The organism is Asanoa iriomotensis, from assembly GCF_016862515.1.
Lineage (GTDB): Bacteria > Actinomycetota > Actinomycetes > Mycobacteriales > Micromonosporaceae > Asanoa > Asanoa iriomotensis.
Map to the genome: position 1 here is coordinate 334,766 of NZ_BONC01000001.1, position 17,284 is coordinate 352,049.

Annotated in this window: 14 protein-coding genes; 5 read left to right on the forward strand and 9 right to left on the reverse strand. The window is 73.1% G+C overall.

Annotated features, from left to right (window positions below; translation table 11 throughout):
- Positions 1-55: 55 nt before the first annotated feature.
- Both Air01nite_RS01555 and Air01nite_RS01560 read right to left on the reverse strand, forming a co-directional pair.
- The gene (locus Air01nite_RS01555) at positions 56-1,636 is read right to left on the reverse strand and encodes an amidase (protein ID WP_203699927.1); all 1,581 of its coding nucleotides are present in this window, start codon (positions 1,634-1,636) and stop codon (positions 56-58) included.
- Complete coding sequence (locus tag Air01nite_RS01560) at positions 1,633-1,935, reverse strand: hypothetical protein (protein ID WP_203699928.1); 303 nt, start codon at positions 1,933-1,935, stop codon at positions 1,633-1,635. Before Air01nite_RS01560 ends, Air01nite_RS01555 begins: the two co-directional genes overlap by 4 nt.
- A 170-nt stretch (positions 1,936-2,105) precedes the next feature.
- On the opposite strand from Air01nite_RS01560, the gene Air01nite_RS01565 reads away from it, so the two are divergent.
- On the forward strand, positions 2,106-4,865 hold the full coding sequence (locus Air01nite_RS01565) for a penicillin acylase family protein (protein WP_203699929.1): 2,760 nt from the start codon (positions 2,106-2,108) through the stop codon (positions 4,863-4,865).
- On the opposite strand, the gene Air01nite_RS01570 is transcribed toward Air01nite_RS01565, so the two are convergent.
- The 5 genes from Air01nite_RS01570 to Air01nite_RS01590 form a co-directional block, all read right to left on the reverse strand.
- Positions 4,859-7,030 (reverse strand): MMPL family transporter, encoded by a 2,172-nt coding sequence (locus Air01nite_RS01570; RefSeq protein ID WP_203699930.1) that lies wholly within the window; start codon positions 7,028-7,030, stop codon positions 4,859-4,861. The two genes, Air01nite_RS01565 and Air01nite_RS01570, sit on opposite strands and share 7 nt — an antisense overlap.
- Before the next feature lie 84 nt (positions 7,031-7,114).
- Positions 7,115-7,888 (reverse strand): YaaA family protein, encoded by a 774-nt coding sequence (locus Air01nite_RS01575; RefSeq protein WP_239090417.1) that lies wholly within the window; start codon positions 7,886-7,888, stop codon positions 7,115-7,117.
- A gap of 49 nt (positions 7,889-7,937) precedes the next feature.
- The gene (locus Air01nite_RS01580; RefSeq protein ID WP_203699931.1) at positions 7,938-10,172 is read right to left on the reverse strand and encodes an FtsX-like permease family protein; all 2,235 of its coding nucleotides are present in this window, start codon (positions 10,170-10,172) and stop codon (positions 7,938-7,940) included.
- A complete protein-coding gene (locus Air01nite_RS01585) occupies positions 10,169-10,834 on the reverse strand; it encodes an ABC transporter ATP-binding protein (protein ID WP_203699932.1) in 666 nt (221 codons plus the stop codon). The genes Air01nite_RS01580 and Air01nite_RS01585 overlap by 4 nt, the downstream gene beginning before the upstream one ends.
- Positions 10,831-11,352: a PadR family transcriptional regulator gene (locus Air01nite_RS01590; protein ID WP_203699933.1), complete on the reverse strand. Its 522-nt coding sequence runs from the start codon at positions 11,350-11,352 to the stop codon at positions 10,831-10,833. Before Air01nite_RS01590 ends, Air01nite_RS01585 begins: the two co-directional genes overlap by 4 nt.
- Before the next feature lie 114 nt (positions 11,353-11,466).
- Between Air01nite_RS01590 and Air01nite_RS01595 the strand changes: the two genes are divergently transcribed.
- From Air01nite_RS01595 to Air01nite_RS01605, 3 genes are all read left to right on the forward strand, one after another.
- A complete protein-coding gene (locus Air01nite_RS01595; protein ID WP_239090418.1) occupies positions 11,467-11,817 on the forward strand; it encodes a BlaI/MecI/CopY family transcriptional regulator in 351 nt (116 codons plus the stop codon).
- Positions 11,814-12,743: a M56 family metallopeptidase gene (locus Air01nite_RS01600; RefSeq protein WP_203699935.1), complete on the forward strand. Its 930-nt coding sequence runs from the start codon at positions 11,814-11,816 to the stop codon at positions 12,741-12,743. Before Air01nite_RS01595 ends, Air01nite_RS01600 begins: the two co-directional genes overlap by 4 nt.
- A gap of 124 nt (positions 12,744-12,867) precedes the next feature.
- Positions 12,868-14,352 carry a CehA/McbA family metallohydrolase domain-containing protein gene (locus Air01nite_RS01605; RefSeq protein WP_203699936.1) on the forward strand — a complete coding sequence of 495 codons (1,485 nt, stop codon included), beginning with the start codon at positions 12,868-12,870 and terminating at the stop codon, positions 14,350-14,352.
- A 66-nt stretch (positions 14,353-14,418) separates the two neighbouring features.
- Here Air01nite_RS01605 and Air01nite_RS01610 read toward each other — a convergent pair whose 3' ends face one another.
- Together Air01nite_RS01610 and Air01nite_RS01615 are read right to left on the reverse strand one after the other, a co-directional pair.
- Positions 14,419-15,975, reverse strand: coding sequence for a glycosyltransferase 87 family protein (locus Air01nite_RS01610; protein ID WP_203699937.1), 1,557 nt, complete (start codon positions 15,973-15,975; stop codon positions 14,419-14,421).
- Entirely contained in the window at positions 15,972-16,679 is a 708-nt protein-coding gene (locus Air01nite_RS01615) for a hypothetical protein (protein ID WP_203699938.1), read from the reverse strand. The genes Air01nite_RS01610 and Air01nite_RS01615 overlap by 4 nt, the downstream gene beginning before the upstream one ends.
- A 94-nt stretch (positions 16,680-16,773) precedes the next feature.
- On the opposite strand from Air01nite_RS01615, the gene Air01nite_RS01620 reads away from it, so the two are divergent.
- The coding region (locus Air01nite_RS01620; protein WP_203699939.1) for a dihydroxyacetone kinase subunit DhaK at positions 16,774-17,284 on the forward strand (511 nt) is incomplete at its 3' end.

Below are 17,284 nucleotides of genomic sequence, written 5' to 3' on the forward strand. Positions count from 1 at the left end.
GGCCAGTGTACGCACAGGGGCCGGGCCACCGCGGCGGCCCGACCCCGGCACGTGGCTACTGCGACTGTTCGAGCACGTCGTCCGCGGTGAGGCGGGGACGGGCCAGCCGGGCCGCGACCCCGGCCGGCGGGTCCGCCGGGCGGCGGTGGTGCCAGTCCGTGACCGCCTGGTAGGCCGCCGCGATCGAGAGCAGCCGGTCCTCGCCGTAGGGCAGCCCGCCGAGGATCGTGCCGATCGGCACGCCGGCCGCGGTGAAGCCGATCGGGAACGCTAGCTCCGGCAGGCCGATGATGTCGAACGGCACCGGGCCCGTCTGGACCACCACGTCGCACTTGTCGAAGATCTGGTCCAGCACCCGCTCCAGCAGCAGCAGCTTGGCCCGCTGTCCGATGAGGAACTCGTTGCCGCCGAAGAGTGCGCCCTGCAGCCAGCCCGACAGCGAGACGCCGAAGCCGCGCAGGTTGTCCCGCAGGTACGGCATGAACGGCTCGCTGCGCTCCGGCAGCCGGACGTTGTTGAACGTGTTGCCGGTCAACAGGTCCCACTCGTCCGGCAGCGGCACGTCGACCAGGGTGGCCCCCGGGATCGCCGCGAGCGCCGCCAGGTAGGCCTGCCGCGCCAGGGCCGTCGCCGAGGTGCCGTTGGCGAAGCCGGGCAGCACGCCGATCCGGGTGTTCCAGCGCAGCTTCACCTTGCCCCGGTGGAACACCGGCGTGGCCGCGTCGATCAGGTTCGGGACACCCGGCAGGCCCTGCGTGCGCGGATCGGCCGGGTCCGGACCCGCCATCGCGGTCAGCATGATGGCCGCGTCCTTGGCGTCCCGGGTCAGCGGGCCGGGGTGGTCGCGGGTGTAGCTGAGCGGGATGATGCCGTGCAGCGACACGCGGCCCATCGTCGGCTTGATGCCGGTCAGGTTCTGCGCGTTCGACGGCGCGGTGATGGATCCGCCGGTCTGCGTGCCGATGCCCGAGGTCGCCATCCGGCCGGCGACCGCCGTCGCGGTGCCGGTCGACGAGCCGCCCGGGTCGGTGTTCGGGTTGGTCGGCGTCCACGCGTTCACCGTGGTCACGACCCCGTCCGGGGTGGTCGCGCGGGTCGTCGCGAGCGGGCCCATCTGGGTCTTGCCGAGCACGATCCCGCCCGCGGCCTTGAGCCGGGCGACCGCGGTGGCGTCGAACGGCGGCACGAAGTCCTGGAACAGGAACGAGTTGGCGGTGGTGTGCACACCGGCGGTGTAGTAGTTGTCCTTGATGGCCAGCGGGATGCCGCGCAGGGCACCCCGACCGGTGCTGCGGACGGCCCGTGCCTGCTCCGCGAGGACCACGTTGAAGGCCTGGTACGTGCCGTCGTAAGCGGCGATCCGGGCCAGGTAGGCCTCGAGCAGCTCCTCCGGCCGCAGCTGGCGCTCGCGGATCAGCCAGGCCGCCTCGGCGATGGTGAGCTCGGTCGGGTCGGCCAGCGCCTCCGGGCGGGGCTTGACGAACGCGTTCGAATTGTCCAATGTGGGCGCTCTGCCGGTCGCGGACGCCACGGCCGGCAACGCCACCGCGCCCACGGTGGTCACGGCCGCGAGGGCCGCGGCCCGGGCGAGGAACGCCCGGCGGTCGACGCCGGTGTCGGCGGGCTCGACGGTCACGGCTTCCTCCACTCGGTCGCGATGGAGGGGTAGAGCAGCGGCGCGGCCTGCTGGGACAGCGCGCGGGCCACCGCGGGGTCGGTGCCGGCCGGCGCCGGCATCTGGTAGGCGGCGAGCCCGCCGATCGTGCCGCGGACGAACGACCGCAGCGACGCGAGCACGGAGGCCTGGCCGGGCGCGCCGGTCTCCGGGTCGGCGGCGGTGCCGGCGGGCAGCTGGTCCAGGTCGATTCCGAGGGAGGCGAGCCGGGCGCGGATGAACACATCCAGCTCGGCATCGGTCGGCGGGGTGGGCGCCATGAGCACTCCTTGCACCGGTGGACAGGTGTTGATCAATTTGCGATCCGTCTATCTCGGAGCGATTACGTCAAGATCACGACGCGGTGAACGGCGCAGGCTGTTGCCGGCTTGTTGCCGGGTCGTTAAGGTGCGGGCAGGAGCGCCACCCTCCACCCTCGACGGAGGTTCGGATGCGTCGTCGCATGCTCGGCCTGCTCACCGCCGTCCTCCTCGCGGTCACCGCCGGATGGGCGCATCCCGCCTCCGCGCATTCACCGGCGCAATTGCGGATACCCGGCATGCATTCGTCCGGGTCGATCGTCCGGGACGCCTACGGCATCGCGCACATCCAGGCCCGCGACGAGCACGACCTGCTCTTCCTGCAGGGCTGGCAGCACGCGACGGACCGGCTGTTCCAGATGGACGTGACGCGCCGGCAGGCCTCCGGCACGCTGGCCGAGCTCCTTGGCCAGCCGGCGCTGGCGAGCGACGTCGAGACGCGGACGATCGGCTTGCGCCGGGCGGCGGAGCGCAGCCTGGGCGCACAGGGCAAGGACATGCGGGCGGGGCTCGACGCGTACGCCGCGGGCGTCAACGCCTGGGTCGCCCGCAACCCGCTGCCGGCGCAGTACGCCGCGGTGCGGGTCACCCGCTTCGCGCCGTGGACGCCGGTCGACAGCCTCGTCATCGGCAAGGCGATCGCGTTCAGCCTCTCCTTCGACCTCGACATCGACCTGACGGTGGCCGCCGAGGCGTACGCCCGGGCCGGCGCGCAGGCCGGCTTCGACGGCGCCGCCATGTTCAGCGAGGACCTCTTCCGGTCGCAGCCGTTCAGCGACGCCTCGACGGTGCCCGACGCCATGCGCACCAAGGGCCACCACGGCCCGCCGCGCGCGCGGGCGACGACGGGCCTGGACGGCCCGGCGCTGCGGCTCGCCCGCGACTACCAGGCCCGGGTCGAGCGCACGCCGATGCTGGCACAGGCCGTCGACCGCTCGTTCACCCTCGGCTCCAACGAGTGGGCCATCGCCGGGCGGCACACCGACACGGGTAAGCCGATCCTGGCCAACGACCCGCACCTGTCGCTGACCACGCCGTCGACGTTCTATCCGGTCGCGTTGCGTGGCGCCGGTTTCGACGTGCAGGGCGAGAGCTTCGCGGGCGCGCCCTACGTGATCCTGGGCCAGAACCAGCGGGTCGCCTGGGGTGCCACCACCAACCCGATGGACGTCACCGACACCTACGTCGAGCGGGTGGTGCCCGACCCGACGTCGCCCAGCGGGCTGGCCACGCTCTACCAGGGCACGCGGGAGCCGGTGCAGGCGATCCCGGAGACGTTCCGGGTCAACGCGCGTACCCCCGACGCGACCGACACCATCGTCACCGTGCCGCCCGGCGGCGGGGTCCCCGCCGCGACGCTGATCGTCCCCCGGCGCAACAACGGGCCGATCGTCTCGCTGGACACCGCGGCCGGCACGGCCCTGTCGGTCCAGTACGCCGGCTTCTCGCCGACCCGCGAGCTGGAGGCCTCGCGGCTGTTCGACCGCGCCCGCGACATCGACGACTTCAAGCAGGCGCTGGACCTCTTCGACGTGGGCTCGCAGAACTGGGCGGTCACCGACGTCCGCGGCCACATCGCCTACTTCACCAGCGCGGAGCTGCCGCTGCGGGAGGACCTGGAGGCCGGCGCCGTCCGCGGCCGGCCGCCCTACCTGCTGCGGGACGGCACCGGCGGCAACGAGTGGCTGCCGGCCACGCGGCGTCACCCGGGCCAGGCGCTGCCGTACGAGATCCTGCCGCCGCGCGAGATGCCGCAGGTGGTCGACCCGCCGGCCGGCTTCTTCGTCAACGCCAACAACGACCCGGCCGGCACCACATTGGACAACGACCCGCTCAACCAGCGCCGGGCGACGGGCGGCATCTACTACCTCAACGTGGGCTACGACGGCTTCCGCGCCGGCCGGATCACCGCGCTGGTGCGGGAGGCGATCGCCCGCGGCAGGAAGGTCTCGATGCGGGACGTGCAGGAGCAGCAGGCCGACGTGACGCTGCTGGACGCGCAGTTCTTCCGGCCGCACATCGTCAACGCCCTGCGCCGGGCCGCCCGCAGCGACACACCCGCGCTGGCCGCGCTCGCCGCCGACAAGCGGGTGGCGGAAGCGGTCGACCGGCTGGCCCGCTGGGACTGCACGACGCCGACGGGCATCCCCGAGGGCTACGACGCGTCCGATGTGGACGGCCGTCTCCGCCCGCCGACGCGCGGCGAGGTGAGCGACAGCGTCGCGGCCACGATCTACGCGGTCTGGCGCGGCCAGTACGTCAAGAACGTGGTCGACGCCCGCATCGCGCCCTACGGCCTGCCGCAGCCTGGCGGCGACGAGGCACTCAAGGCACTGCGCGTGCTGCTCGACCGCTTCCCCACCGGGCGGGGCGTGGGCGCGTCCGGCGTCGACTTCTACGCGGTCCCAGGCGTCGCGGACCCGGCCGACCGCCGCGACGTGCTGCTGCTGCGCAGCCTGGCCGACGCCCTCGACCTGCTGGCCGGCCCGTCGTTCGCGGCCGCGTTCGGCGGCTCGACCCGGCAGGACGACTACCGCTGGGGCCGCCTGCACCGGGTGACGTTCGCGGCGCCGCTCGGCGCACCGTGGTCGATCCCACCGGCCGGCGGAGCCTTCCCGGCACCGCTGCCGGGCCTGCCGGGCGTCCCGGTCGACGGCGGCTTCAGCACGGTAGACGTGGCGGGCCACAACGTCCGCGCGGACTCGGCGACGGAGTTCACCTTCGGCGGCGGCCCGGTCCGCCGCGCCGTCGCACAACCGACCCGCGACGGCATCCGGGCGGTCTCGTCCCTGCCGGGCGGCACCAGCGAAACGCTGGGCAGCCCCTACTACGCCATCCTGCTGCCACGCTGGCTCACGAACGAGACCTACCCCGTGCGCTTGGGTCAGTGACGGAAGCCCAGGCGGGCGTGGAGGCGGGCCAGGGGGCGCGGTGACCACCAGTTCCAGCGGCCCAGCAGGGTCATCGTGGCCGGGACCAGGACGCAGCGGACCAGGGTGGCGTCGACCGCGACCGCTACCGCCAGGCCCAGGCCGATCTGTTGCACCGTGCCGATCCGGCCCGTCAGGAAGCAGCTGAAGACGATCACCATGAGCAGGGCGGCCGAGGTGATGATGCGGCCGGAGCTCTGCAGGCCGCGGCGGACGGCCAGGTCGTTGGGCGCGCCGTGGTCCACGTGCTCCTTGATCCGGGCGAGCAGGAACACCTCGTAGTCCATCGACAGGCCGAAGGCGAACGCGAACACCGTCACCAGCACGAACGGGCTGATGCCGCCGACCACGTGGGTGCGCAGCACCTCCGAGAGCACACCGTGTTCGAAGACCGCGCTCAGCACGCCGAACGTGGCGCCGAGGGAGACCACGTTCATCAGCACCGCTTTGAACGGCACGATCAGCGAGCCGGTCATCGCCCAGAGCAGCAGGACCATCGCGAGCAGGGTCAGGGCGATCGCGTACGGGAGCCGGGACAGCAGCAGGTCGTTGAGGTCGCGGTGGAAGCCTGCGATGCCCGTCACCCACGACTCGACCCCGTCCGGCCGGTCGGCGCGGGCCGCGTCGACGAGGCGCAGCGCGGCCTCGCCCTCGGGGTCGCCGACGGCGTCGATGTCCACCGTGGCCACACCGGGTGCGATCTGCTCGGCGGGGCGCACGCCGGCGATGTCCGGCGAGTCGAGCGAGCGGGCCCAGGACTCCAGTGCGGCGGCGTCGGTGCGGGCGACCACGGTGACCGCCGGCTGGGCCGGGGTCGCGAAGTCCGCGGCCAGGATGTCGATCACCCGCACCGACTCCAGCGAGCGGGGCAGCCCGTCGAGGTCGTCCACCTTGACCTTCATGGTCAGCAGCGGGAAGCCGGCGGCGATCAGCACCAGCGCGGTGGCCAACGCCGTGACCAGCGGCCGCCGCTGCACGCCGCGCGCCAGCCGGAAGAAGAACCCGCGGTCGGCGGACCCGGCGGCGAGCTGGCGCTTCGAAGGCCGGATCCGCTTGCGGAACAGGCCGATCAGAGCGGCGCTGAAGGTGAGCGCGACCAGCATCGCGACCAGCGCGATCGACACCCCCGCGGCGCCGAGCGCCGACAGCGCGGTGACCCCGAAGACCAGCATGCCGGCGAGCGCGGCCGCCACGGTCAGCGCGGAGAAGAAGATGGTCCGCCCGGCGGTGGCCCACGCCGCACCGATCGCGTCGAGAGGTTCGCGACCGGCGGCCAGCTCGTCGCGGTAGCGGGCCACCAGCAGCAGGCCGTAGTCGACCGACAGGCCGAGGCCCATCAGCGTCACGACGGTGACCGCGTTCTGGTCGAGCGTGGTGATGTTGGCGAAGAACAGCAGCACGGTGAACGAGCCGGCGATCGAGACGATCGCGCCGAGCACCGGCACGAAGGCGGCGAGCAGGCCGCCGAACACGAAGATGAGCACGAGCAGGGTGATCGGCAGCGAGAGCTGCTCCGCGAACGAGAGGTCCTTCTGCGCCTGCGCGTTGGCCTCCCGGTTGACCAGCCGGCCGCCGCCGACCTCGACCGTGGCGCCGGGCTCGCCCGCCGCCCGCAGCGCGGGACCGAGGGCGCGCAGCCGCTCGACGGCCGCGTCGGTGGCGGTGTCCAGGTCGTCGCCGGACAGCTCGGCCAGCCGCGCCTGCACGAGCAGCCCTCGGCCGTCGGTCGCGCGCAGGGCCGCGGCCGCCGGGCTCCCGACGTAGGGCGTGACGACGGCGCCGATGCCCGACACCGTGGACAGTTGGGCGGCGGCGTCGCTCACCGCCGTGCGTACCGCCGGCGAATCGGGGTTGATCCCCCGCACCACCCCGACGATCGATCCGGACGACGTGGACGCCTGCTCGATGACGTCGCTGCCGGCGACCGCTTCCAGCGACGAGGGGCCCTGGTTGTCGTCGAGGCCGGCGAACACCGGACCGGCCGCGAACCCGCCGGCCACGACGGCTACCAGCCAGAGCGCGAGGACGGTCCAGCGCCGCCGGAAGCACCAGCGGCCGAGCCGGCCGAGGAAGGGGTCACGCACCGCGGCCGGTGCGGAGTCGGACAGGACACTCGTCTGCGTCATATCGCAGATCCTGCTACCGGCCGGCGACCGCCACCTCCGGGGCAGGCCCGGAACCGGACCCCGACCCAGGAATCCGGGAAATGGTCAGGTTAACCGGATGGACAGACCCTTCCCGCCGAACTCCGCGCAGACGAACGCGGGCTCACGCTCGGTGCCGTGCGCGGGCGCGTGCCGGTAGCCGATCTCGGTGAACGCGGTCAGCTCCTTGGCCTTGGTGGTCACCAGCCAGCGGGCGAACGCGCCGCGAGCGATCTTCGCGTGCACGGTGACGAACTTCGGCTGGCCGGACTTCTCGTCGACGGTCAGGAACTTCGGTGTGACGATCCGCGCGGGGTCGACGTGCTTCGTCACGGTCCTGCTGTATTCGGCCGCGGCGAGGTTGACGATCGGCCCGCTCGCCGGGAGCTGCTCGGCGATCGCTTTGCCCCAGAACTGGTAGAGGTTGCCGGTCGGGAGCTTGTAGCCCATCTCCAGCCGGTACGGGAGGATGCCGTCGAACGGCCGGAGGATCCCGTAGAGCCCCGACAGGATCCGCAGGTGCGCGTCGGCCCAGCGGCGCTGCGCGGCGGTGAACGTGTCGACCTGCAGGCCGCTGTAGATGTCGCCGACGAACGACTCGGCCGCCGGCGCCTGGACGTCGGGTTCGGTGGACCACTCCGCGTACTGCTGGCGGGTCTTGTCCGCGAGGTCCGGCGACACGCTCATGATCTTCGCGAGCTGCGCCCTCGGCAGGGCCCGCAACTCGTCGACCAGTTCCCGCGCCTTGTCCAGGAGCACCGGCGTGCCGGTCGGGCGGTGCCCGGTCGTCGGCGGGCGCATGGTCTTCGAGCTGTGCATCAGGATGATCACGCTGACCATTTTGCCCACATCGGGGGCACGCGCCGCGCGTACCCCCGATGCGTATGGGTCACTCGTTGCGGGCGGTCTCCGGGCCGGTGATCCGGCGCAGCAGCGGGAGCGTGGCCGCGATGATGCCGAGCGAGGCGACCAGGCCGCCGCCGACCATCGCGTAGTAGCCGGCGCCCAGCCCGTGCAGCGGGTAGTCGAGCTGTGCCCGCAGGAACAGCGACGCCGCCAGGAGGCCCGCGCCGATCGCGACCGCGGCGACGACCAGCAGCGGGACCGCTGTCTCCAGGCCTACCACCGACCGGAGCATGCGGATCCGGACGCCGGTCAGCCGCAGCACGCTGAACGGCCGCTTGCGGTCGGTCAGGCCCGCGATCACGCTGACCGCCAGGCTGCAGCCGGCGATCGGCAGGCTGGCCAGGATCACCACGTCGGCGAGGCGCTGGAACTGCACCAGGGTCAAGGTCGAGGAGGCCTGGTGCTCGGCGTCGCTGGCGGGCGGTTCGCCGAACGGGTCCATCGTCGCGAGCAGGGTGCGCACCCGTTCCTTCGCGGCGTCGGAGCCGTCGGTCTGCACCACGACCGAGAGCAGCCGCCGGGAGTCGAGGTCGGTCACCGTCGACGCGGGCCAGATCGTCTCTGCCGGCGTGACTCCCGGGTCCCGGGGACCGATCAGGTCCTGCCAGACCGACACGACCTGGGCACCCGGCGGGCAGGAGCCGAAGCCGGGCGCGCGGGCGAGGTCGGCGCAACTGATCAGGCCGGGACCCGACGGGTCGGCCATGTTCTGGGCGACCTGCCGGTCGTTCTCCCGGACCGTGAGCACCGCCTGGACGCCCGGGACGGCCGAGAGGCCCGCGGGGATGTCGGCGACGGTCGGTGGCTCGGCGCCCTCGGCCAGCCGTTCCGGCCAGAAGGCCTGGGTCAGCGAGGTGGCGGCGACCGAGTCACCGGCCGGCCGCGCCCGCTCCGCCACGAACGAGGTGATCGCGCCGCTCGCGGCCGTCATCACGAACAGCGCGACCACCAGCCCGCTGACGGCACGGAACGCGGCCATGGGATCGTCGGCCAGCCGCCGCCCGGCGATCAGGGCGGCCGGGCGTTGCGCGCGGTCGGCGACCAGCCGGGCCACCCGCATGGTCAGCCACGGCCCGGCCAGCACCAGCCCGGCGAGCATCAGCACCGCGCCGATCAGGTAGGCGGCCGTCTGGCCATCGGTCGTCTCCGGCCTGCGCCCGACGAAGTAGGCCAGCTCGGCGACGCCCGCGACCAGCGGGATCAGCCGCCAGGCCCGGGGCGGCTTCGGGGTCGCGCGGCGGGTGACGCCGAGCGGCGAGATCCGGACCCGCCGCAATGCGAGCCGGGCGGCGACCGCCGCGCCCAGCGGGATGCCGACCGCCACCGCGGCCACGTTGACGGCGGTGAGCACGAGGTCGCTCGGGAAGAACGTGGCGCCGGTGAACGGGATCTCGGCGAGCCCGGGCCGGGCGGCGAAGAAGACGCCGAAGCCGAGCAGGGTGCCGGCGACCGCGGCGACCGTCGACTCGACGGTGGCGAGCACGGTGATCTGCCGCGGAGTGGCGCCGACGAGGCGCATGGCGGCGAACCGCTGCTCGCGCCGGGCCGCGGACAAGCGGGTCGCGGTGCCGATGAAGATGAGCACCGGGAAGATCAAGGCCGCCGCGATGACCGACAGCGAGACGGTGAACATCGTGTTGTCGAGGCCGATGATGCACCGCATGCAGCCGGCCGGGTCGGTGGTCAGCACCGCGGTGACCTGCTGTGCGAACGGTTGGGTGGCCAGCGTCTCCGGGGACTGCCCGACGACGACCAGCAGGCTGTCGGGCGAGGGCAGTGCGGCGTCGCCGATCACGCCGACCTCCCTGCCGGGGAACCGGTCGCCGAGCTCGTCGGCCGGCACCGTGCGCAGCAGGTCGTGCAGGGCGGGCGAGGCGTAGAACTCCCCCGGCCCCGGCAGGGCGGGGATGCCGGCGGGCACGGGTGCGGCCGGCCCGGTCGCGGCGACGTCGATCCGGCCCAGCTCCTGGCCCCGGAACCGGTCTCCACGGATGAGCCACCACGCGGGGTCGACGCCCGCGCGCGGCGTGGTGGTGTATTCGGCGATGCCGGTGTTGAGCCAGGCGTAGCGCAGGTTCTGCGTCTTGGTGGCGTTGATGCCGGCGAGCGTGGCGAGCAGCAGGCCGGTGCCGAGGGCGACTGCGGCCGCCACGACCACGAGCCGTGCCGCCGCCTCGCGGCCGCCGGCCACGGCCAGCCGCAGGCCGAGCCCGATCACGTGAGCACCGCCGTCGTCACCTTGCCATCGCGGACGATGACCTCGCGGTCCGCGTACGCGGCGACCCGGGCCTCGTGTGTGACCACGACGACCGTGGTGCCCTGCTCGCGGGCCGAGCTGACCAGCAGGTCCATGACGTGCTCGCCGGTGAGCGAGTCGAGCGAGCCGGTCGGCTCGTCGGCGAACAGCACCTTCGGCCGGGAGACCAGGCCACGGGCGAGCGCGACGCGTTGCGCCTGGCCGCCGGACAGCTCGCCGGAGCGGCGTTGCTGCAGGCCGTCGAGGTCGAGCCGGTCGAACCAGGCGCTCGCCTCGGCCACCGCCGCGCGCCGCTTCGTGCCGGCCAGCAGCAGCGGCAGCGCCACGTTCTCGACCGCGGTCAGCTCCGGGACGAGTTGGCCGAACTGGAAGACGAAGCCGAACCGGTCGCGGCGCAGGGCGCTGCGCGCACCCTCGTCGAGGGTGTCGATGCGCTGCCCGGCGAACTGGACCTCACCGGCGTCGGGCACGAGGATGCCCGCGAGGCAGTGCAGCAGGGTGGATTTGCCGGAGCCGCTCGGCCCCATCACGGCGAGGATCTCGCCCTCGGCGACGGCGAGCGTGGCGCCGCGCAGGGCCGGCGTCTCGCCGAACGAGAGCTTGACGTCGCGGGCCTCGATCATCGGGCCACCGCCTTGGCGAGGGCGTCGAGCCGGGCCACGGTGGTGTCGATCCAGCGCAGGTCGGCCTCCAGGTGGAACAGGCCGTGGTCGGCGAGCAGGGCGTCGACCAGGTTGCCGCCGCGCTTGACCTCGGTCAGCTCGCGCATGCGGGCGAGGTGGGCGCGGCGCTGGGTGTCGAGGTATTCCTCGGCCGGGCGGTTGAGCATGAGCGCCAGCACCACCTTGGCGAACAGCACGGTCTGCAGGTGCGGCTCGGGCTCGAGCGGCTCGACGAGCCAGGCGTTCACCTCGGACGCGCCGGTCTCGGTGATCACGTAGCGCTTGCGCTCGGGACCGTCGCCGGGCTCGACCGCGATCACCACCTTGCCGTCGCGGGCGAGGCGGGCGAGGGTCGCGTAGACCTGCCCGAACGGCAGCGGCTTGCCCCGGCCGAAGAACGCGTCGTAGTCGCGCTTGAGGTCGTAGCCGTGGCTGGGCTCGCGCTCGAGCAGGCCGAGGAGGGTCAAGGGAACGCTCATGCCGGAGACCATACCCTACGCGTATACGCTGAGGGTATACACCCGGCGTGCTGCGCTCCTGATCGACATCTCGCGGCCACCTCTGCGACACCCGTCGCGGCGACAATGCCCAGCGTGCGCGGGTTCGGTGAGCTGGAGGCGGCGGTCATGGACCGGCTGTGGGCACGCGCCGCGCCGACCACGGTCCGGGAGATCTGGACCGACCTGTCCGCCCGCGACCTGGCGTACAACACGGTGCTCACCGTCGTCGACAACCTGCACCGCAAGGGCTGGCTGCGCCGGGAGCGCGCCGGGCGGGCGTACCGCTACGAACCGCTGTCGTCCCGCGGCGAGTACGGCGCGCGGCTGATGCGCGACGCGATGGCCGAGAGCGGCGACCCGGCGTCGGCGCTGGCCGGCTTCGTCCGCGAGCTCAGCCCGGAGGAGGCCGCCGAGCTGCTCCGGGTGCTCGGCAACCGCCCGTGATCGCCGCCAACCTGCTCGCCGTGGCGTTGCTGCTCGGCTTCGTCGGAACCCGCTGGCTGCCCACCGCCGGCTGGGTGCGGCGGGCACCCCGGCTCGCGCTCGCCGTCTGGTGCGTGCTGCTCGGGACGGTCGCCGCCAGCATCCTGGCCGCCGGCATCGCCGTGCTCCTGCCCGCACCACCGACGGTCTGCGCCCTGCTCTTCTGGTGCGTCCACCCCGGCTCCCCGGCCGCGCTGCTGGCACTGCGGCTCACCGGCGACGGCGTAGCGGTCGGCGTCGCCGGTGTCGTCGCGCTCGCGCTGTTCCGCGGCGGCCGGGCGCTGCGCTCCCAGCGGGTGGCGCGCCGGCGGCACCGGGAGCTGCTCACCCTCGCCGGGCGGCCCTTGCCGGACCTCGGCGGCACGGTCATCGAACATCCACGACCCGGCGCGTACGTGGCACCGGACCGGCGACTGGTCGTCACCAGCGGCGCCCTCGACCAGCTCACCCCGGCACAGCTCGACGCGGTCGTCGCGCACGAGCGCGCGCACGCCGGTGGCCGGCACCAACTGCTGCTCGACGCGGTCCGGCTGGCCGCCCGGGCCCTGCCCCGGGTGCGCCTGCTGCGGGTCGCGCGCGACCAGGTCGGCCGGCTGGTCGAGCTGCGGGCCGACGACGTGGCGGCCCGTGCCCACGGACGGCAGGCACTCGCCGGTGCGCTGGTCGCGATGGCGTGCGGAGCCGCGGCACCGGTCGGGCTGGTCGGCGCCGGCGGCGGCGACACGGTGGAGCGGCTGCGCCGGCTGCTCGCGCCGCCGGAGCGGCTCGGTGCGGCCGCCGGGCTCGTCGTGACCGGTGCTCTGCTGGCGATGGCCCTGCTGCCGGTCGGCGTGCTGGTGCTCGAGGGCTCGTGGCACGCCGCGGTCCGATGCGTCTGGATTGGGTGAGTCGATCTCCTATCGAGGTTAGGAGTTCGTTGGTGGTGCGTGGCGCGTTCACCGGCGGTTAAGGGCCGGCTTCAAGGCTCAGGGCGCACGCCGAGGCCGTACCCCATCGAAAGGCCGTTTCACCATGTCAAATGCCGAGGAGCGCGAAGCCAACGGCTTGTCGCGCCGGCAGCTCGTCAAGTACGCCGGCGTCGGCGCGACCATCGTCGCCGCCGGGCCGCTGGTCGGCAACGCCGCCGCGCAGGCCACCGGGAAGGGCCACGACGGTGGCTCGAACGGCGGCCGTGCCTGGCGCGCCGGTGACCACCACATCCACTCGGAGTACAGCGGCGAGTTCGACACCACGAAGAACCCGCCCGTCTTCCACAAGGGTGCCGACGCGGTCTACCCGATCGTCACCAACGCCATCATGGCCAAGAACTTCGGCCTGACCTGGGCGATGTGCACCGACCACGGTGGACCCAACCACTCGAAGGTCAACCTGGAGCAGGCCTACCCCGACCTGCTGCGCTCGCGCAAGCTCGTACCCGAGGTCCTGCAGTTCTGGGGTATGGAGTTCGACACCCCGCAGATGGACCACCACACGCTGATGATCCCGCGGCACGACGACGAGGCGAAGCTGCTCTTCGAGCTGGAGAGCCGCTTCAACAAGTTCGACGCGTTCCCGACCGACCCGTCCCGGGACACCGAGGCGAAGTTCGTCGAGTTCCTCAAGTCGGCGGCGTCGCACAAGCAGAAGCCGATCGTCATCGCTCACCACGCGGCGCGTTCGGCCAGCGGCCTGGGCGTCTACGGCCAGGACACGCCGCGCGAGTTCCGGGCCGGCAACAACGCCGCTCCGGACGTCTACATCGGCTTCGAGGGCGCGCCCGGCCACCAGGCGGGCCCGCTCAACGGCGGCGCGCGTGGCGGCTACGGCAGCCACCCGACCTACGGCGGCTACGACCAGATGACCGCCCGCGTCGGCGGCCTCTGGGACTCGCTGCTCGGCGAGGGCCGCAAGTGGTTCATCACCGCCACGTCGGACTCGCACGTGCACTGGACCCGTGGCGGCTCGGACTTCTGGCCGGGTGAGTACAGCAAGACCTACGTGTACGCCCGCCAGGACTACGCGGACATCATGGACGCGCTGCGCAACGGCCGCATCTGGGTCACCACCGGCGACCTGATCAGCGCGCTGGACGTCACGGCGAGCAGCCGCGGCGGTTCGGCCAAGGTCGGCGAGACGCTGACGGTGAGCCGCAAGAACCGCAACGACGTCGAGATCGAGATCCGGTTCCGCGAGCTGGACGGCGTCAACGGCAACGGCGACCGCCCGACGGTCCGCCGCGTCGACCTGATCGTCGGCCGGATCACGGGCCTGGCCAGCGACCCGAACGCCGACACCAACCCGACGACGAAGGTGGTCGCCCGGTTCGGCCGGTCGGACTGGCACCGGTCGGGCAAGGACTACGTCGTCAAGCACACGATCCGCAACGTCGAGGGCGACCTGTACGCACGGGTCCGCGGCACGAGCACGGACGAGCTCGAGCCGGCCGCCGACGGCCTGGAGAGCCCGTGGGACGACCTGTGGTTCTACTCGAACCCGGTGTTCGTCAACGTCCGCTGAGCCACCGGTGACGGTCCCGACGACCGCCACCTCCTGACAGGCGTGCCGCCTGGCCGGCCCGCCACCTCACCCGAGGTGGCGGGCCGGCGTCAGCTCACGGGTGTAGCTGGCGATCTCGTTGCCGGCCGGGTCGTAGGCGACCAGGCGGCCGTGCGCGAGGCTCGCCGAGCGGAACGAGAAGACGCGGCCGGCTTCGTAGCGGGTGAGGAGCGGGATGTCGCGCGGGCGGCCGCCGGGGGCCGACTGGTACTGCAGGCGGGCGACCGTCGGGCCCACGACGCCGTTGACGCGGACCTTCGTCTTCTCGGCCACCACGCCGAAGCGGATCGACATGTCGCCGATGAACGCCGCGCAGGTCGGCTCGTCGTGGCAGACGTAGAAATAGCGCGGGTTCGTCGTGTCCGACAGGCGGTAGGCCTTGAAGGTCGGGTCCGCCGAGGCCGGCAACGGCTGCAGGGCGACGACCGCCACCGCCACGGCCGCCGCGCCGGCCAGGGTCCACCGGCGGGCGGTGCGGTGCGCCGCGACCGCCGCGCCGAAGCCCAGCACGCAGATGCCGACCGTGCCGAGCGCGCGGGCGTTCTCCAGGACGAACTGGACGCCCGGCGTGAACGAGACGTCGGCCAGCACCACGCCGAGAGACAGCACCATCGCCGCGAGCAGCGCTCCGCCGGCCGCCCGATGGACCGCGCCGTGGGTGCCGATCAGCAGCATCGCGGCCAGCACCGGCCAGAGCTGGTGGTGGGTCCACGACACCGGCGACGCCGCCACCGTCGCGCAGCCGACCAGCACCGCGGCCTTGGTCGGGTGTCCATCGTGGAACAACCTGCGGGCGCGCAGCAGCGCCACCACGCAGATCACCGCTACCAGCGTGGCCCAGACCAGCGGGAGGGCCGGCTGCGGCACGCCCACCCGCAGCAGCATGCCCTGCACCGACTGGTTGCCGAGGGAGGCGAGGTTGCCGATCCGCGAGGTCTCCAGCATCGTGCCGGTCCAGTAGCCCCAGCTCTCCGCCGGCAGCACGAGCGCCGCGACGGCGGCGGCGCCGACCAACGCGGCCAGGGCCCGGCCGGCGTCCCGGTAGCGGCCGGCGGCCAGGAAGTAGACGACGAACAGCAGCGGGGTGAGCTTGACCGCCGCGGCGAGGCCGACCAGGTAGCCGCGGTAGCGCTCCGGGGTCAGCCCGAGCGCGTCGACCAGGGCGAGCAGCACCACGAACACGCTCACCTGGCCGAAGCGCAGGTTGCTCTGCGCGGGCGCGGACAGCAACAGCCCGCACGCGACGGCGGCGACCACGTCGGGTCGCCCACGCCCGACCGCGGCGGCGATGGCGGCCAGCGCGGCGACGGTGGCGACCAGCCACAGTGGCTGGAGCAGCCCTTCCGGCACGAGCGCCATCGGGCTGAGCACCAACGCCGCGAACGGCGGGTACGTGAACGGCCCGCCGTTCTCCGCCACGTACGCGTAAAGGGGCTTGCCGTCCCACAGGTGTTGGATGGCCCCGTAGTAGATGTGCAGGTCCGAGAGGCGGTCGGGGCGCCGCAGCACGAGCGCGCACGACACGAGGGCGACGAGGCCGAACGCGACCCAGAGCCAGGCCGCCCGGCGGGCTGCCGCCGTCATGCCGCTGTGGCCGCGACGAGCCGCCGGGCCGCCTCGTCGAGCAACGACCTGGTGGCCTCCTCGGCCCGCGCGGTGGTGCGCGCCGTCACGGTGACCCGGCTGACGACCTCGGCCCGGGCCAGCGCCGCGTAGCAGCGATGGTTGACCTCCTTGACCGTCTCGCAGAAGAACACCGCGTTCTCGACACCCGCCAACGCCGGTGGTTGGATCAGCCGGATGTCGCGGTGCCACCCGTCGGCGTCCTGGTTGGGAATCGCCATCCGTGCGTCCGGGTCCGCGTCCGCGGTGTACTCGTCGCAGGTGAAGCGGCCCTTGACCTGCTCGACGGCGGTCGCGGCCGAGATGACGCCGAACGCGCCGGCGAAGCTCTCGACGTTCAGGTCGGCGCTCGTCCACAGCTTGCGCTGCCCGCCCAGGCTCGCGTAGACACCCGGACCCCGACGGTTGCCGCAGACCGCCGACACCACGTCCTCCTGCGGCCCCGAGGTCGACGCGTCGAGGACGAGCCCGGCGACCGGTGGTTCCGGGCCGAACAACGCCGCCCGGACCCGCTCCGCGGACAGGAGATCCACCGAGTCGGCCGGCTGGAGGCCCAGCTCCTCGTGTGACGGCAGGGTGTAGGTGGTGGGTTCCGGACTCGAGCAACCGACGAGCCACAGGAGGACGACCGCGAGTCCAAAAGCGAGCATGGGACGGCTGAGCACGCGGATGCCTCCCTGCGAGGTTTGTCACCGGAGATCACCACCGTACGCGCGCGAACCCCGGAACCGGCGCCCATGGTCGTCGCATGATGAGGTGATGGCCGAACCCTTCTATGCCTCCAAGACCGAGTACGTCGATCGTGCGTTGTTGGGTTTCGCGCGCGACCATGCCGACGTGGTGGAGCTGTCCACCGATCCCGTCTACGTGCGGTCCGTCGATCGTGACCCGCGGCGGCAGGTCGGGTTGCTCTCCGGTGGCGGGTCCGGGCACGAGCCGATGCACGTCGGTCTCGTCGGACGCGGGATGCTCGACGCCGCCGCGCCCGGTCGGGTGTTCGCCTCACCCCACAACCGTCAGGTGTACGAGGGCAGCCGCGCGGCCGCCGGTCCGGGCGGCGTTTTGCACATCGTGAAGAACTACACCGGTGACCGGATCAACTTCGGGATCGCGGCCGAGCGGCTGCGGCACGACGGCATCCCGGTCGCCCGCGTGCTGGTCGACGACGACGTCGCCACCGAGAGCCAGCAGATCGCGACCGGGCGGCGCGGCACCGGCGCCACCGTGCTCACCGAGAAGCTGCTCGGCGCCGCCGCCGACCGTGGTGCGA

What these genes read in the sequence shown, in the direction of transcription:
- Air01nite_RS01560 (WP_203699928.1), bottom strand. Translation starts at nt 1,935, where the DNA reads ATGGCGCCCACCCCGCCGACCGATGCCGAGCTGGATGTGTTCATCCGC.
- Air01nite_RS01565 (WP_203699929.1), top strand. Translation starts at nt 2,106, where the DNA reads ATGCGTCGTCGCATGCTCGGCCTGCTCACCGCCGTCCTCCTCGCGGTC.
- Air01nite_RS01570 (WP_203699930.1), bottom strand. Translation starts at nt 7,030, where the DNA reads ATGACGCAGACGAGTGTCCTGTCCGACTCCGCACCGGCCGCGGTGCGT.
- Air01nite_RS01575 (WP_239090417.1), bottom strand. Translation starts at nt 7,888, where the DNA reads ATGGTCAGCGTGATCATCCTGATGCACAGCTCGAAGACCATGCGCCCG.
- Air01nite_RS01585 (WP_203699932.1), bottom strand. Translation starts at nt 10,834, where the DNA reads ATGATCGAGGCCCGCGACGTCAAGCTCTCGTTCGGCGAGACGCCGGCC.
- Air01nite_RS01590 (WP_203699933.1), bottom strand. Translation starts at nt 11,352, where the DNA reads ATGAGCGTTCCCTTGACCCTCCTCGGCCTGCTCGAGCGCGAGCCCAGC.
- Air01nite_RS01605 (WP_203699936.1), top strand. Translation starts at nt 12,868, where the DNA reads ATGTCAAATGCCGAGGAGCGCGAAGCCAACGGCTTGTCGCGCCGGCAG.
- Air01nite_RS01610 (WP_203699937.1), bottom strand. Translation starts at nt 15,975, where the DNA reads ATGACGGCGGCAGCCCGCCGGGCGGCCTGGCTCTGGGTCGCGTTCGGC.